The 15334-nt window shown below is 62.4% G+C and carries 17 protein-coding genes; 9 read left to right on the forward strand and 8 right to left on the reverse strand.

Annotated features, from left to right (window positions below; genetic code table 11):
* Positions 1–5 precede the first annotated feature (5 nt).
* From AC1D2G_RS18460 to AC1D2G_RS18470, 3 genes are read right to left on the reverse strand one after another with little or no spacing between them, the layout of a single operon-like run.
* Entirely contained in the window at positions 6–431 is a 426-nt protein-coding gene (locus AC1D2G_RS18460; RefSeq protein ID WP_457152553.1) for an OsmC family protein, read from the reverse strand.
* 48 nt (positions 432–479) lie between these two features.
* Positions 480–893, reverse strand: a complete 414-nt coding sequence (locus AC1D2G_RS18465) for a DUF2306 domain-containing protein (RefSeq protein WP_477395156.1) — start codon at positions 891–893, stop codon at positions 480–482.
* Between the two features lie 27 nt (positions 894–920).
* Positions 921–1439, reverse strand: coding sequence for a single-stranded DNA-binding protein (locus AC1D2G_RS18470; RefSeq protein WP_095085060.1), 519 nt, complete (start codon positions 1437–1439; stop codon positions 921–923).
* Between the two features lie 211 nt (positions 1440–1650).
* On the opposite strand from AC1D2G_RS18470, the gene AC1D2G_RS18475 reads away from it, so the two are divergent.
* The 9 genes from AC1D2G_RS18475 to AC1D2G_RS18515 all read left to right on the forward strand — a co-directional run bounded on the left by AC1D2G_RS18475 (position 1651) and on the right by AC1D2G_RS18515 (position 10230).
* Positions 1651–2040 carry a cupin domain-containing protein gene (locus AC1D2G_RS18475; RefSeq protein WP_477415775.1) on the forward strand — a complete coding sequence of 130 codons (390 nt, stop codon included), beginning with the start codon at positions 1651–1653 and terminating at the stop codon, positions 2038–2040.
* Positions 2041–2085: 45 nt separating this feature from the next.
* Positions 2086–2400 (forward strand): ArsR/SmtB family transcription factor, encoded by a 315-nt coding sequence (locus AC1D2G_RS18480; protein WP_095085062.1) that lies wholly within the window; start codon positions 2086–2088, stop codon positions 2398–2400.
* Between the two features lie 14 nt (positions 2401–2414).
* Positions 2415–2915: an SRPBCC family protein gene (locus AC1D2G_RS18485; protein WP_477415777.1), complete on the forward strand. Its 501-nt coding sequence runs from the start codon at positions 2415–2417 to the stop codon at positions 2913–2915.
* 26 nt (positions 2916–2941) lie between these two features.
* Positions 2942–3547 carry an ATP-dependent Clp protease proteolytic subunit gene (locus AC1D2G_RS18490; protein ID WP_095085064.1) on the forward strand — a complete coding sequence of 202 codons (606 nt, stop codon included), beginning with the start codon at positions 2942–2944 and terminating at the stop codon, positions 3545–3547.
* Positions 3548–3627: 80 nt separating this feature from the next.
* Positions 3628–3930 (forward strand): hypothetical protein, encoded by a 303-nt coding sequence (locus tag AC1D2G_RS18495; protein WP_477304177.1) that lies wholly within the window; start codon positions 3628–3630, stop codon positions 3928–3930.
* 720 nt (positions 3931–4650) lie between these two features.
* On the forward strand, positions 4651–7572 hold the full coding sequence (uvrA, locus tag AC1D2G_RS18500) for an excinuclease ABC subunit UvrA (RefSeq protein ID WP_477227310.1): 2922 nt from the start codon (positions 4651–4653) through the stop codon (positions 7570–7572).
* Between the two features lie 33 nt (positions 7573–7605).
* Entirely contained in the window at positions 7606–8076 is a 471-nt protein-coding gene (locus AC1D2G_RS18505; protein ID WP_477303688.1) for a GNAT family N-acetyltransferase, read from the forward strand.
* Positions 8077–8101: 25 nt separating this feature from the next.
* The gene (locus AC1D2G_RS18510) at positions 8102–8908 is read left to right on the forward strand and encodes a DUF72 domain-containing protein (protein ID WP_477415779.1); all 807 of its coding nucleotides are present in this window, start codon (positions 8102–8104) and stop codon (positions 8906–8908) included.
* A gap of 173 nt (positions 8909–9081) precedes the next feature.
* Complete coding sequence (locus AC1D2G_RS18515) at positions 9082–10230, forward strand: GGDEF domain-containing protein (RefSeq protein ID WP_477415781.1); 1149 nt, start codon at positions 9082–9084, stop codon at positions 10228–10230.
* Between the two features lie 78 nt (positions 10231–10308).
* Here the strand turns inward: AC1D2G_RS18515 and AC1D2G_RS18520 are convergent, their stop codons facing one another.
* The 5 genes from AC1D2G_RS18520 to urtB form a co-directional block, all read right to left on the reverse strand.
* A complete protein-coding gene (locus AC1D2G_RS18520) occupies positions 10309–10485 on the reverse strand; it encodes a hypothetical protein (RefSeq protein WP_111546440.1) in 177 nt (58 codons plus the stop codon).
* A 377-nt stretch (positions 10486–10862) separates the two neighbouring features.
* Positions 10863–11558 (reverse strand): urea ABC transporter ATP-binding subunit UrtE, encoded by a 696-nt coding sequence (gene urtE, locus AC1D2G_RS18525; protein ID WP_477288868.1) that lies wholly within the window; start codon positions 11556–11558, stop codon positions 10863–10865.
* Positions 11559–11627: 69 nt separating this feature from the next.
* Positions 11628–12374, reverse strand: a complete 747-nt coding sequence (urtD, locus tag AC1D2G_RS18530) for an urea ABC transporter ATP-binding protein UrtD (RefSeq protein ID WP_477415783.1) — start codon at positions 12372–12374, stop codon at positions 11628–11630.
* Positions 12375–12380: 6 nt separating this feature from the next.
* Positions 12381–13613 carry an urea ABC transporter permease subunit UrtC gene (gene urtC, locus AC1D2G_RS18535; RefSeq protein WP_477415785.1) on the reverse strand — a complete coding sequence of 411 codons (1233 nt, stop codon included), beginning with the start codon at positions 13611–13613 and terminating at the stop codon, positions 12381–12383.
* Positions 13610–15226, reverse strand: coding sequence for an urea ABC transporter permease subunit UrtB (gene urtB, locus AC1D2G_RS18540; protein WP_477415787.1), 1617 nt, complete (start codon positions 15224–15226; stop codon positions 13610–13612). The genes urtC and urtB overlap by 4 nt, the downstream gene beginning before the upstream one ends.
* Positions 15227–15334: the final 108 nt, after the last annotated feature.

Here is a 15334-nt window from a genome sequence, read left to right on the forward strand (position 1 = left end):
CGACCCTACTTCGCCGTTGTATCGATGACTTCGAAATCGTGGGTGATCGTGGCGGTCTTGGCCAGCATCGCGGAGGCTGAGCAGTATTTTTCGATCGAAAGATCGATCGCCCGTTTGACCTTGTCGCTGGAGAGCGACCGGCCCTTGACGACGAAATGCATGTGGATGCGGGTAAACACCCTGGGCTCGGTTTCGGCCCGGTCGGCGTCGAGCTCGACCACGCAATCCTCGATCGCCTCGCGCCCCTTTTCGAGGATATGCACGACATCGTAGGCCGAACAGCCGCCGGTGCCGATCAGCACCAGTTCCATCGGACTAGGTCCTGGCGTCTTGCCTTCCGGTCCGAGCGCGGTTCCCAGCACTACTTTGTGGCCGCTGCCGGATTCGCCGACGAAGGTGCGCTCCTCCACCCACTTTACACGTGCTTTCACCTGATATTCCTTCCACTTGGGGTCATCCGCCTCAAGGATTAAATAGGATCATGGTCCGGCTCGCGCGACGCCAAAGACGACATCGTGCATGACCCTGCCCGGCAACAGCGTGAAGATGCCGGCCCCGACCAGCGCAAAGACATACAGCGCAATCATCGACTTGCGATGCTTGGCGACGCGATGATTGTGCGCGTGCCACACCGCCAGCGGTACGGCGACCAGCACCAGGATCGACAGGAGATGGATCGGACTGAAAGGACCGACGAGGCGGATCTGATGAATCCAGAAACTCGAGACGGCGATGACCAGCATCAGCGCGGCCCAGACATAGCCCGCGATGCGATGGCGCGGCGTTCCCTTCGGCAGCGCCAGCTGCGTGGCCCCTATCGCCAGTGCGGCGAAAGCCGCAAAGGCATGCCAGGGAACCGGAGAAGGGGCGGCAAGCAGCGGTTGCAGCGACATTGCCGCCTCTCCGGTGGCTGATTGTCCTCAGAACGGGATTTCGTCGTCCAGTTCGCGCGACGAACCACCGCCACCGCCGCTCTTGGCGCCGCCGCCACGATTGAAGCTTTCGCTCGGACTGGACTGCCCGAAATCGGAACCACGGCTGCTGCCACCACCGGCATAGCCGCCAACCTGACCGCCCTCACCCTGGCCGCGTGCGTCGAGCATCTGCAGCTCGCCCCGGAATTTCTGCAGCACGACTTCCGTCGTGTACTTGTCGTTGCCGGTCTGGTCCTGCCATTTGCGCGTCTGCAACTGGCCCTCGACATAGACCTTCATGCCCTTCTTCAGATACTGCTCGGCCACCTTGGCAAGCTGGTCGTTGAAGATGACGACGTTGTGCCACTCGGTCTTTTCCTTGCGCTCGCCGGAATTCTTGTCGCGCCAGCTTTCCGACGTCGCAATGCGGATGTTGACGACCGGCTCGCCCGAGTTCAGGCGACGGATTTCCGGATCTGCACCGAGGTTGCCGACCAGAATGACCTTGTTGACGCTACCCGCCATGATATTTCTCCGCGCTCATCCGAAACAAATTTTTGTCGCAGCACCTTACAGGCTGCAGACCATCGCCGCCTGCTATGGCTGGCTTTTCCCACAAGGTTTTTGTTCCCTTTTCGTTCTATGACGCCCGTGGCGTTCTGTCAATGTTTGTCAGCAAGATGTAGTGTTCCGGTCCGAAATTTCCATGAAATCGGGAATGGGTCGGGGGCAATCAATGAACTCCGTCACACATGAGGACCAGCCACGCGAGCAATGGCGAGCAGGTGTGGGAACGCGTATGCATGTGTCGGCAAGCAACGGTGCATCGCAACTTTGCATATTCGAGCAATGGGTCGAGCCCACGGTAGGTGCCCCAACGCATTGGCATCCCGTCGAGGAAGTGCTGACCGTTATCGCCGGCAGGGCCGAGATGTGGATCGACGATGAGCACAACGTCCTGACCTCGGGCCAGTCTCTCGTTGTTCCCGCGAACAGGAAACACGGGTTCAAGAGCGTCGGCACCGGTACACTTCACATCCACGCCGTGCTTGCGTCGCCAATCTTCGAGGCGACGTTTGATGGACCTGCCGGGCTGGTGAGGCGCTGGCTTCCGGCAAACTCGTAAAAACAGCGCTTGCCAAATCAATAAGTATCGACTTATGCTTTCGTCATGATCGAAGCAGAGATTTTCCGCGCCCTTGCCGACCCGACGCGCCGCGCCGTCTTTGAGCAGCTTGCCGCTGGCGAAATGAGCGTCTCGGAATTGCGCAGCGGCATGACGGTGTCGCAACCCGCCGTCTCCCAGCATCTGGCGGTGTTGCGCGGCGCTGGCTTGGTGGTCGAGCGGCGAGCGGGCCGCAACGCCTACTATCGCGCCGACCCGCAAGGGCTTGCCCCCTTGCTCTCCTGGATCGAACGCTACCGGACCTTCTGGCCGGAGCGCATCGAAAGGCTGAAGGCGGTTTTGAAGGACATGGATCAATGAAGAGCATGGGATCAATGACAGACCAAAGCCACGCGGACACCAACACCGCGCCTGACGCGATCGAGTTTGAGTGCGACCTGCCGGAGCCACCGGAAAAGGTGTGGCGCGCACTGACCGTGCCCGAGCTGCTCGCCGCATGGATGATGCCGAACGACATCAGCCCTGAGACCGGCAGCCGTTTTGCCTTCGCCGGGCCAGAGGCGGCGATCGAATGCGAGATCATCGACGCCGAGCCCGAACGGCTGCTGCGCTATTCCTGGCGCGAGCGGCCGCAGCCAGGCGATGCCGGGCGGCAGGCTCGGCTCGACAGCCCGCTCGACAGCATTGTCACCTTCACACTCGCCCGCACCGTCTCCGGCGGCACGCATCTGCGCATCGTCCATGACGGTTTTGCCCGAACGGCAATGCCCGCTGTTGCCATGGCCGGCGCAGGCTGCAGGCTTTCGTTAGGGTCGCGCAATCCAAGACGGCCGGCCGCCGCGAACACGCCTTTGCTGTTGCTGCGCGCGGCCTGAACAATGAAACGGACGGAGACGAAACAATGAGCGGCCTTGCCAATCTGGTTCCGATGGTGATCGAGCAATCGAGCCGCGGCGAACGCGCCTTCGACATTTTCTCGCGCCTGCTGCGCGAGCGCATCATCTTCATCAACGGTGAAATCAACGACGACATTTCGGCGCTGGTCTGCGCGCAGCTGCTGTCGCTGGAATCGGACAATCCCGACAAGGAGATATCGCTCTACATCAACTCGCCTGGCGGCGTGGTGACCAGCGGCTTCGCCATCTACGATACCATGCAATACATCAGCTGCCCGGTGTCGACGGTGTGCATGGGCTTTGCCGCGTCGATGGCCTCGTTCCTGTTGATGGCGGGCACGGCCGGGCGTCGCATCTCGCTGCCGAACGCCACCATCCTGCTGCATCAGCCGCTGGGTGGATTCCAGGGTCAGGCCTCCGACATCCAGCGCCATGCCGAGCGCATCGGCCAGACAAAGCGGCATATGGCCGAACTCTATGCGCAGCATTGCGGCCGCACATATGAAGAGGTCGAGCGCACGCTGGACCGCGACCACTTCATGACGGCCCGCGAGGCTCAGGCCTGGGGTCTAGTCGACCATGTTTTCGACACGCGCAAACAGGCCGCGTGAGGCTGAAGCGCGTCGCCGGCTGTCGAAGATTTGACGACGCCGGTCTGGTCGCCTCGTCGACACGCCCCTATAACTGGGCGATGACCGACACTCATCCGTCCAGAACATTGCATCGCGTCATCGCCGTAGTCGTGATCGCTCTTGCCGGCTCCATGAGCGGCACCGCCCTTGCCGACGACAGCTCGCCAGCAGTGCGGAAAGGCGCCCTGCCCGGCGTGACCAGCGACTATCGCATCGCCAAGCCGGCTCCGCAGCCCGAACCCGACGACGCATCCCCCAGCAATGGGAACGGCCAGTTCAAGATCGGCAACACGGATGTCAGGATTTCAGGCAGCATCACAGTTGATGTCGGCGCTGGCGCCACCGGGCTGCCGCGCCACTGACTGCATGATCTGTCCAGCGTCGTGCGCCGCGCCATGGTCGACAAAACAAGCCGCGCATGAAAATGGCCCCGCCGTGCTTTGCGCAAACGGACGGGGCCTTTTTGGATCTCAAATCCAATTTTGCCGGGAGTGTACTGCCGGCGTTTGATTTCGGATGCTCCGCGGCATTCAGCCGACGATCCGACTAGCAGTCTCTGATTTTTGTGGGATATGGCAGGTCACGGTTTGTCGGGTGGCGCAAACGCTAAACCCTGGCACTTATGCCTGCCACGGCTCCAGTGACAACTGGAACCCTAGGGGACGATCCGGTGGCGTCATGGCTCCACTCCCTTGTCCGTTGCGACGTGTCGTCCCGAAGCACAAATCGCAGATGCCTGCGACGTCTCGCAGGCCGCCTCTGGCGGCGAGGCCATCGAAAGACGGCCGGCTTCAGTTGACTTCTGGACACTGCTCCCCTGAGTCGGGGACGTCAACCATCAATAGCCGGTTACCGAAAAACGTGATCACCGGGAGGTTACGTACAAGTCAGTTTTGCACAGCTTTGTCAGGAGCGTGTTCGCCCTTTGTTCTTTCCGCTTGCCCGTTCACGCGAAAGACGGTTAAACGCTTTTGTCGGGAATTGTGGCGTCTCTCGACGTGGCGGCAAAATTACCTACATAGGGGATGGCCGGGAAAACCCGCCATTCCAGGAAATTCCAGCTTCTGAGGCGGCGACCGGCAATGGCCGACCATAAATATCTTTCCATTCGCGGGGCGCGCGAACACAATTTGAAGAATGTCGATCTCGACTTGCCGCGTGACAGCCTGATCGTCATGACCGGCCTGTCCGGGTCTGGCAAATCGTCGCTCGCCTTCGACACCATCTACGCCGAAGGCCAGCGCCGCTATGTCGAGAGCCTGTCGGCCTATGCGCGGCAATTCCTCGAAATGATGCAGAAGCCGGACGTCGACCAGATCGACGGCCTATCGCCGGCCATTTCGATCGAGCAGAAGACGACCTCGAAGAACCCGCGTTCGACCGTCGGTACCGTCACCGAAATCTACGACTATATGCGGCTTCTTTTCGCGCGCGTCGGCGTCCCCTATTCGCCGGCCACCGGCCTGCCGATCGAAAGCCAGACAGTGTCACAGATGGTCGACCGTGTGCTGGCGGTCGAGGAAGGCACCCGCCTGTTCATTCTGGCGCCGATGGTGCGCGGCCGCAAAGGCGAGTACCGCAAGGAATTGCTGGAACTGCAGAAGAAGGGCTTTCAGCGCGTCAAGGTCGACGGCGTCTTCTATGAAATCGCCGACGTGCCGGCGCTGGACAAGAAGTACAAGCATGACCTCGACGTCGTCGTCGACCGCATCGTCGTGCGTGGGGATCTCGCCACCCGGCTAGCCGATTCCATCGAGACGGCACTGAGGCTCGCCGATGGGCTGGCGGTCGCCGAATTCGCCGACAAGCCGCTCGACGCCAGCCAGACCGGCGAGGATTCGGTCAACAAGTCCAAGAACGAGACGCACGAGCGCATCCTGTTCTCGGAAAAGTTCGCCTGTCCGGTCTCCGGCTTCACCATTCCGGAAATCGAGCCACGTCTTTTCTCCTTCAACAATCCGTTTGGCGCCTGCCCGACCTGCGACGGTCTCGGGAGCCAGCGCGCCATCGACCCCAACCTCGTCGTGCCCGACGAGAACGTTTCGCTGCGCGACGGTGCGGTCAGCCCGTGGGCGAAATCGACCTCGCCCTACTACGCGCAGACGCTGGAAGCGCTGGGCAAGGCCTACAATTTCAAGCTCGGCGACAAGTTCAGGGATTTGAGCGCGGAAGCCCAGGAGGCCATCCTGCGCGGCACCGGCGAGCGCGAAATAACCTTCCAGTATGATGACGGCCTGCGCTCCTACAAGACCACCAAGACCTTTGAAGGCGTCATCCCCAATCTCGAGCGCCGCTGGAAAGAAACCGAATCCGCCTGGATGCGCGAGGAGATCGAGCGCTTCATGTCGGCGACGCCTTGCCCGGTCTGCAAGGGCTATCGGCTCAAGCCCGAGTCACTGGCCGTGAAGATCGCCGGCAAGCACATCGGCGAAGTCACCGAACAGTCGATCCGCAACGCCGACAAGTGGTTCACCGACCTGCCAGCTTCGCTCAACGACAAGCAGAACGAGATCGCCGTGCGCGTCTTGAAGGAGATCCGCGAGCGGCTGCGCTTCCTCAATGATGTCGGGCTCGACTACCTGACGCTGTCGCGCAATTCCGGCACTCTGTCGGGCGGCGAGAGCCAGCGCATTCGCCTGGCTTCGCAGATCGGCTCCGGTCTCACCGGCGTGCTCTATGTTCTGGACGAGCCGTCGATCGGCCTGCACCAGCGCGACAACGCACGCCTGCTCGACACGCTGAAGCACCTGCGCGACATCGGCAACACGGTGATTGTCGTCGAGCATGACGAGGACGCCATCCTGCATGCTGACTATGTCGTCGACATGGGCCCTGCCGCCGGCATCCATGGCGGCGAGATCATCGCCCAGGGCACGCCGCAGCAGGTGATGGCCAATCCGAATTCGATCACCGGCAAATATTTGTCGGGCGCGCTCGAAGTGGCGACGCCCGGCGTGCGGCGCGAGGCGAAGAAGAACCGGCGGCTGAAGATCGTGGGCGCGCGCGGCAACAATCTGAAGAACGTCACCGCCGAAATCCCGCTCGGCACCTTCACTGCCGTCACCGGCGTGTCAGGCGGCGGCAAGTCGACCTTCCTGATCGAGACGCTGTTCAAGGCGGCGTCGCGCCGCATCATGGGTTCGCGCGAGCATCCGGCCGACCATGACCGCATCGAGGGCCTCGAATTCCTCGACAAGGTCATCGACATCGACCAGTCGCCGATTGGGCGCACCCCGCGTTCCAACCCCGCCACCTACACCGGCGCCTTCACTCCGATCCGCGACTGGTTCGCGGGCCTGCCGGAAGCCAAGGCGCGCGGCTACCAGCCCGGCCGCTTCTCCTTCAACGTCAAGGGCGGCCGCTGCGAGGCCTGCCAGGGCGACGGCGTCATCAAGATCGAGATGCACTTTTTGCCCGACGTCTACGTCACTTGCGACGTCTGCCACGGCAAGCGCTACAACCGCGAGACGCTCGACGTGCTGTTCAAGGGCAAGTCGATCGCCGACGTGCTCGACATGACGGTCGAGGAAGGTGTCGATTTCTTCGCCGCCGTGCCCGGCGTGCGCGACAAGCTCGACACGCTGAAGCAGGTCGGCCTCGGCTACATCCATATCGGCCAGCAGGCGACGACGCTGTCGGGCGGCGAGGCGCAGCGCATCAAGCTGGCCAAGGAACTGTCGCGCAAGGCGACCGGCAAGACACTCTACATCCTGGACGAGCCGACCACCGGCCTGCATTTCCACGATGTCGCCAAGCTCCTGGAAGTGCTGCACGAACTGGTCGACCAGGGCAACACGGTGGTGGTCATCGAGCATAATCTCGAGGTGATAAAAACCGCCGACTGGGTGCTCGACCTCGGCCCTGAAGGCGGCGACGGCGGCGGCGAACTGGTCGCCTCCGGCACGCCGGAAGCGATCGTGCGCGAAAAGCGCAGCTACACCGGCCAGTTCCTCAAGGAGTTGCTGGAGCGGCGCCCCGGAGGCAAGCGCGAAGCGGCGGAGTGATGGCGAACCAGTCGGCGCTTGGAGAGCATTTGAATGACAATCCGAAGAGCGCTTCCCGGTGATCTCGAAACTGTCGTCTCGCTGACGGAAGCCGCCTACGCGCCCTATTCCGCGCTGTTCGGCGCGCCACCGATCCCCGTCACTGAGGATTATGCACCGCGTATCGCGCGTGGCGAGGTCTGGCTTCTGGAGCGTGACGGCGAGCTTGCTGGTCTGCTCACTTTGGAGCGTCATGACGACCACGCGATGATCTTCTCCGTCGCCGTCGCGCCAGGATTTCAGGGCAAGGGCTTTGGCATCGCCCTGCTCAAACACGCGGACGACCAGACGCTGGCGTGGGGCCTGCCCGAGGTGCGGCTCTACACCAACGCCAAAATGGAGCGGAACATCGCGCTCTATCTGGCCTATGGTTTCCACGAAACGGGTCGCCGGCCCAATCCATACCGGCCAGGATGGGTGCTCGTCGACATGGCGAAGCCGGTCGACAAGATCACGACGGCCTGATTTTACTGAATTCGGGAGGATGGCAATGAGCAAATCGGGAACAATCCGCTCCGGCATGGGCGGCTGGTCGTTCGAACCCTGGGATACGTCCTTTTATCCCGAAAAGCTCTCCAAGGCCAAGCAACTGCAATATGCCAGCCGGCAGGTGTCGAGCATCGAGGTCAACGGCACCTATTATTCCAGTTTCAAGGAACCGACCTTCGTCAAATGGGCGAGCGAAGCGCCAGACGGTTTCGTCTATTCGCTCAAGGGCAACCGCTTCGTCACCAACAGGCGCGTGCTCGGCGAGGCCGGTGAATCGATGATGCGTTTCCTCGGTTCGGGCGTGGCGGCGCTCGGTGAAAAGCTCGGACCGATCCTGTGGCAGTTCGCGCCGACGAAAAAGTTCGACCCGGACGATTTTGAAGCCTTCCTCAAGCTGCTCCCGGAAAAGCAGGACGGCGTTGCGCTGCGCCACGCGGTCGAGGTGCGCAACGACAGTTTCATGGTGCCGGAATTCGCGGCGCTGGTGCGCAAATACAAGGCGGCGATCGTCTATGCCGACCACGCTAAATATCCGGCCATCGCCGACGTCACCGGCGATTTCATCTATGCCCGGCTGCAGACCGGCAGCGACGACAATCCCGATTGCTACACGCCGGCAGGCCTGGATGAATGGGCCGCGCGCGCCAGGACCTGGGCGGAAGGCAAGGTGCCGGCCGACCTGCCGCGCACCGATCTCTCGACCGAAGCACCCGTCAAACCGCGCGACGTGTTCGTCTACTTCATCACCGAGGGCAAGGTGCGCGCGCCGTTCGGCGCCATGGCCCTGTTGAAGCGGGTGGCCGACTAAGAATCGGCATAAGACTTTCACGCCAAGCGCCTCTCCTATGCGTTTTTGGGGCAGGAAGGCGTCCAATCGAGGCAATGTCGGCACATTCGTAACCTTATCGATACCTCCTTGCTGCATGAATCCAGCCTGGCCAAGCCGCAGAGCTGGGATCGCCGCCGGCAAGGAACGAGGGCATGTCGCTCGACTACACTTCACTTCTGCTGGCTGTTGGTTTTTCCGCCACCTGCCTGAGCTTGACACTGTTTGGCATGTGGTTGACTGCTCGCTCGGAGAAATTCCTGCTGACATGGGCGGTCAGCCTGCTGTTGGTGGTCGCCGACATTTTTGCCTATGACGCTTATATCGACATGCCCGGGCGCCTGCTCGGCATTGCGACCGTTGCCCTGCTCCTGCTTGGTTTTTCAGCCATGCTGGGCGCGGCCTACCAGTTCCGAACCGGCGGTTCGCCGATCCCGCGAACGGTGGTTGGCAGCATTTCGCTGGCCGTCGTGCTGCCTGCCATGGCTCTCGGCTATGACGGCCTCGGCTTCATGCTGGAGAACATGTTTGCTGCCTTGCTTCTGTTCGCAACGGCGCTCGAATACTGGAAGGGTCGCAACGAAGCGCCTGCCCTGACAATCGGCATCACCGCACTCTATTCGGCCACGGCCACGTCCTTCGCCCTCTGCGCCATGGTTCTTGCCTGGGACGGAAAGCTGATCCTTGGGCATGCACCAAGCAATTGGGCCGAGGAGTTGAGCCTCATCATCGTCATCGCCAGCATGACCGGCATTGGCGCGCTGTCGCTGGCGCTCAATCAAGGGCGTCTGGCCAGGCATCACCGCCACAACGCCCTGACCGATCCCTTGACGGGCCTGCTCAACCGGCGCGCGCTGTTCGACCTGCATGGCAGCGCCCCCGTCGGCGCCTTCACCGCTGTGGTTGTGTTCGACCTCGACGGCTTCAAGTCCATCAACGACGAATTCGGTCACGCGGCTGGCGACGAGGTGCTGAGGGTGTTCGCCAGGGAACTCGCCGGCAATCTTCGCCCGACCGACGTCGCCGCGCGCATGGGCGGCGAGGAATTCGCTCTGGTGCTGAAGCGGACCTTGCCCGAAACGGCGGAGGCCACGGCCGAGGCCATACGGGCCGCCTTCGCCGCGTGCCGCATCGAAACCGAGACGGGTTCGCTGACATGCACGGTCAGTGCCGGATTTGCTTTCGGCACCAAGGAGGGCCTCAGTTTCGACAAGGTGCTCAGTGCCGCCGACAAGGCGCTCTACGCCGCCAAGCGCGGCGGCCGCAACCGCGTCACCGCCTCGCCACTCCGGCGCGTGGGTTAACTGCGATCCTGAGATGTCGACCGTATTGTCGGGACAGCCTTGCCTGTTTCGGCAAGTCGATCGTGAGTGAAGGCAGCCCTATGCCGCCATGACGATTTCGTTGAAAGCATCGAGATCGACATAGAAGACCTTGGTGATTTCCTCGATCAGTTCATCGCGATCGTACCCCTGGGACCTCAATATGTTGATCGCGGTGATGATATCGACGCGTTCGGTTAGCCGCCGCTTCTGATAGTCCTCGACGTAACGTTCCATGGCAGTCCCTTAGCCTGTGTGCCCAAACGCGTTGAACGACAATCAGATCGCAGGAGGGAAGCTAGGAATGCATGCTTGCGTGGAACTTGCCCGGCCTTCGCCGCGCCCCTCGATCTGCGATAACACCAGACTGATACKGAAACGGCCGACTCACAAAAGCCAAGAAAAGACTAGCACGCAGCCACCGCCGCGCCAGAGACACGGATGACTGGATCGAAGAAATATTGGACTTGCGAAAGACTTCGGACCGTCACCTGAAGTCCATTGCCGATTCTAGTGCATGTCCCCCAAAAGTGCGCAGCGGTTTTGGGACAACGACATGGACAAAACCACAGATCTAAAGCGCGTCGTTTGAATCCGTCTGGATGCGACGCGCTTTAGACGGTCAGGAATTTGCGGACATCCGCCCTATCGAGATCTTCCGCCGGGCCGGTGTGGACGATCAGGCCGCGGTCCATGATGTTGACCTCGTCGGCAAGCTCGCGGCAGAAATCGAGATATTGTTCGACCAAAAGCACGGCGATGCCCGCCTGGTCGCGCAGATAGCGGATGGCGCGGCCGATATCCTTGATGATCGACGGCTGGATGCCTTCCGTCGGTTCGTCCAGCACCAGCAGCTTCGGCCGCATCACCAGCGCCCTGCCGATGGCGAGCTGCTGCTGCTGGCCACCGGAAAGGTCGCCGCCACGGCGACCCAGCATCTGCTTCAGCACCGGGAACAACTCGAAGACATGGGCGGGCACGTTGCGGTCGGCACGCTTCAGCGGCGCAAAGCCCGATTCCAGGTTCTCCCGCACCGTGAGCAGCGGAAAGATCTCCCTGCCCTGCGGTACGAATGCGATGCCCGACCGGGCGCGGTCATACGCCGCGCTCCGGTCGAGCGCCTTCCCCTCGAAGGCAACGCTTCCGCTCGTCAGCCGATGATGGCCGACGATCGATCTCATCAAACTGGTCTTGCCGACGCCGTTGCGGCCGAGCACGCAGGTGATCTTGCCGGCGCCGGCCTTCAGCGACACGCCACGCAGCGCCTGGGCGGCGCCGTAGTGCAGCGTGGCATCGGAAACTTCGAGCATGTCAGCGCCTTCCCCAGAACCGCAGGAAGGACAGATCGAAGCGATGGAATTGAACCCGCCAGACCATGCTCATCTCCCCAGATAGACTTCGACGACGCGCTCGTCGGCAGACACGAAATCGAGCGTGCCTTCGGACAGCACCGAGCCTTCGTGCAGGCAGGTGACCTTGACGCCCAGTTCGCGCACGAAATGCATGTCGTGCTCGACGACGATGACCGAATGGTCGCGCGCGATCTCCTTGAGCAGTCGCGCGGTTTCCTCGGTCTCTGCATCGGTCATGCCGGCGACTGGCTCGTCGACCAGCAGCAGCTTCGGGTCCTGCGCGAGCAGCATGCCGATCTCCAGCCACTGCTTTTGTCCATGGCTCAGATTTGCCGCTAGCTGGTCGCGTTTGTCGCCGAGCCGGATGATGCCGAGAATGTCGTCGATCTGCCGCGCTTCGGCGGTCGAGCGGCGATGGAACAGCGCCGGGAAGATCGAGCGCGGCCCCTTCAACGCCAACATCAGATTCTCCTCGATCGTGTGGCTTTCGAAGACCGTCGGCTTCTGGAACTTGCGGCCGATCCCCATCATGGCGATCTCAGCTTCATCATGCCTGGTCAGGTCGATCTGGCCGTCGAAGAAAACCTCGCCCTCGTCGGGCCGCGTCTTGCCGGTGACAATGTCCATCATCGTCGTCTTGCCGGCCCCGTTGGGGCCGATGATGGCGCGCATCTCGCCCTTGTCGAGCACCAGCGACAAATTGTTGATGGCGCGAAAGCCGTCGAAGGAAACCGAGACGCCGTCGAGATAGAGGATCGTGTGCGACTTGCTCATGATCGCTCACTCCGCCGGCTGTGGTTCGGGGCTGGACGAGGACCAGTCGCCAGGCCTTGTCGCCGCGCTACGAACGATCTGCGGCGGCGGCGGGACGACGGAGTCGGTGCCGGCCTCCTCGGCCAGCGAGGCCGCCCGCAGCGCTTTGGCGTTGCCGCGCCAGGAATCCCACATGCCGACGATGCCTTTGGGCAGCAAAAGCGTGACGGCGATAAACAGGCCGCCGAGCGCAAACAGCCAGAATTCCGGCAACACGCCGGTGAACCAGGATTTGCCGGCATTGACCAGCAGCGCGCCGATGATCGGCCCGACAATGGTGCCGCGCCCGCCGACGGCAGCCCAGATCACCACCTCGATCGAATTGGACGGTTCAAACTCGCCGGGATTGATGATGCCGACTTGCGGCACATAGAGCGCGCCGGCGATGCCGGCCATGACCGCCGAGACGGTGAAGGCGAACAGCTTCACATTCTCCGCCCGCCAGCCGAGGAAGCGCGTGCGGCTCTCGGCGTCGCGCACCGCCATCAGGAGCTTGCCGTATTTGGATCCGACGATCGCCCAGGTGACGAAGACGGCGAGCGCGAGCGTCACCGCGCTGGCGGCGAACAGCGCTGAACGCGTCGCGTCGGCCTGCACGTTGAAGCCGAGAATATCCTTGAAATCGGTCAGGCCGTTGTTGCCGCCGAAACCCATGTCGTTGCGGAAGAAGGCGAGCAGCAGCGCATAGGTCATCGCTTGGGTGATGATGGAGAGGTAGACACCGGTGACACGGCTGCGGAAGGCGAACCAGCCGAAGACGAAGGCGAGCAGGCCAGGTATCGCCAGCACCATGAGCCCGGCGAACCAAAAATGGTCGAAACCCGTCCAGAACCAGGGCAATTCCCTGTAGTTCAGGAACACCATGAAGTCCGGCAGGATGGGGTTGCCGTAGACGCCGCGCGCGCCGATCTGGCGCATCAGGTACATGCCCATCGCATAGCCGCCGAGCGCGAAGAACGCACCGTGGCCGAGCGAGAGAATGCCGCAATAGCCCCAGACAAGGTCGAGCGCCAAAGCGAGCAGCGCATAGCAGAGATATTTGCCGGTCAGCGCGACAATGTAGGACGGCACGTAGAAGCCGCTGGTCGGCGACACAGCCAGGTTTAGCAGCGGCACGATGACGGCCACCGCCAGCAGGATGAGAATCGTGATCGCGATGCGGCGGTCCGCCCCCGCGGCGAAGAAGCGTCCGGTGATCATGCTTCCACCGCCCTGCCCTTGAGCGCGAACAGGCCGCGCGGGCGCTTCTGGATGAACAGGATGATCAGCACCAGCACGACGATCTTGCCGAGCACCGCGCCGGCATAGGGCTCGAGGAACTTGTTGACGATGCCGAGCGAGAAGGCGCCGACCAGCGTGCCCCACAGATTGCCGACGCCGCCGAAGACCACGACCATGAAACTGTCGATGATGTAGCCGCGGCCGAGATTGGGCGAGACATTGTCGATCTGGCTGAGCGCGACACCGGCGATGCCGGCGATACCGGACCCGAGCGCGAAGGTCAGCGCGTCGACCCATGGCGTCCTGATGCCCATCGAGGCGGCCATGCGCCGGTTGGCGGTGACGGCGCGCATCTGCAGCCCCCAGGGCGTGCGCTTCATCACATAGAGCAGCACGGCAAAGACGGAGAGCGCGAAAACCAGGATCCAGAGGCGGTTCCAGGTGATCGCGAGCTGGCCGACATTGAACGAGCCCGACATCCAGGACGGATTGCCGACTTCCTGGTTGGTCGGCCCGAAAATGCTGCGCACGGCCTGCTGCAGGATCAGCGACACGCCCCAGGTCGCTAGCAGTGTCTCCAGCGGCCGCCCGTAGAGAAAGCGGATAACGCCACGTTCGATGGCCAAGCCGACAAGCGCCGCGACGAGGAAGGCGAGCGGCAGCGCGATGACCAGCGACCAGTCGAACAGGTCGGGAAAGGATGTGCGGATCACCTGCTGGACGACAAAGGTCGTGTAGGCGCCGAGCATGACCATCTCGCCATGCGCCATGTTGATGACGCCCATGACGCCGAAGGTGATGGCAAGCCCGATTGCCGCCAGCAGCAGCACCGAGCCAAGGGAAATCCCGTACCAGATGTTCTGGCCCGCATCCCATAGGGCCAGCGTCGAATTGATGTCGGCGATTGCAGCCGTCGCCGCCTCCTTGACCGCACCCGAGGCGTTCGCTTCGACCGAGGTGAGCAGCGAAACCGCATCACGGTCGCCCCGTGCGCCGATCAGCACGATTGCGGCGAGCTTGTCGGAATCCGGCCGGTCAGAAACCAGGACAGAGGCGGCACGGGCCTGTTCGAGCAGGGCCTTGACGCTGGCCACCGTCTCGCTGGCGATCGCGGTGTCGAGCGGCCCGATGTTTGCGGCATCGGGTGTCTTGAACATGGTGTCGGCAGCGGCGATGCGCACGGCCGGATCCTTGGCGCCGAGCGTCAGCGTGCCCAGCGCATCGCGTATGACGCGGCGCAGCGTGTTGTTGACCTTGATCTTGGTGATGTCGTCCTTGGCGGCATCCGCCGACTTCTCGCCGCTCAGCGGATCGAACAGCTCGACGATGTCGCCCGCTTCCTTGCCGACGAAGACCAGCGAATCCGCCTTGCGGATATAGAGGTTACCGTCGGCGAGTGCGGCAAGCGGTCGTTCGACAGCCGGATCACCTGTGGCCGCCAGGTCGTGGACGACGGTGCCTGTCTCGGAAAAGCCCTTGGCCGTTGCGAATTTGGCGATGATGCCACGCAGATCGGCTTCGCCAGCACCCGACGACGACAGCGTCGCCAGCAGGAACAAAAGCGTCAGGCCAATCGCGCGCAACAGGTTCATCGGCTTCAGGCGACCCCTTGAATGTTGAATTGGGCGTCCGGACGGCGGAGGAAACCGTCCGGACGCTGGCGGTCTGAGGTCATGGACCTGCGGTCCAGACCTGGTCAG

This window comes from Mesorhizobium sp. P2_C7 (genome assembly GCF_056404515.1).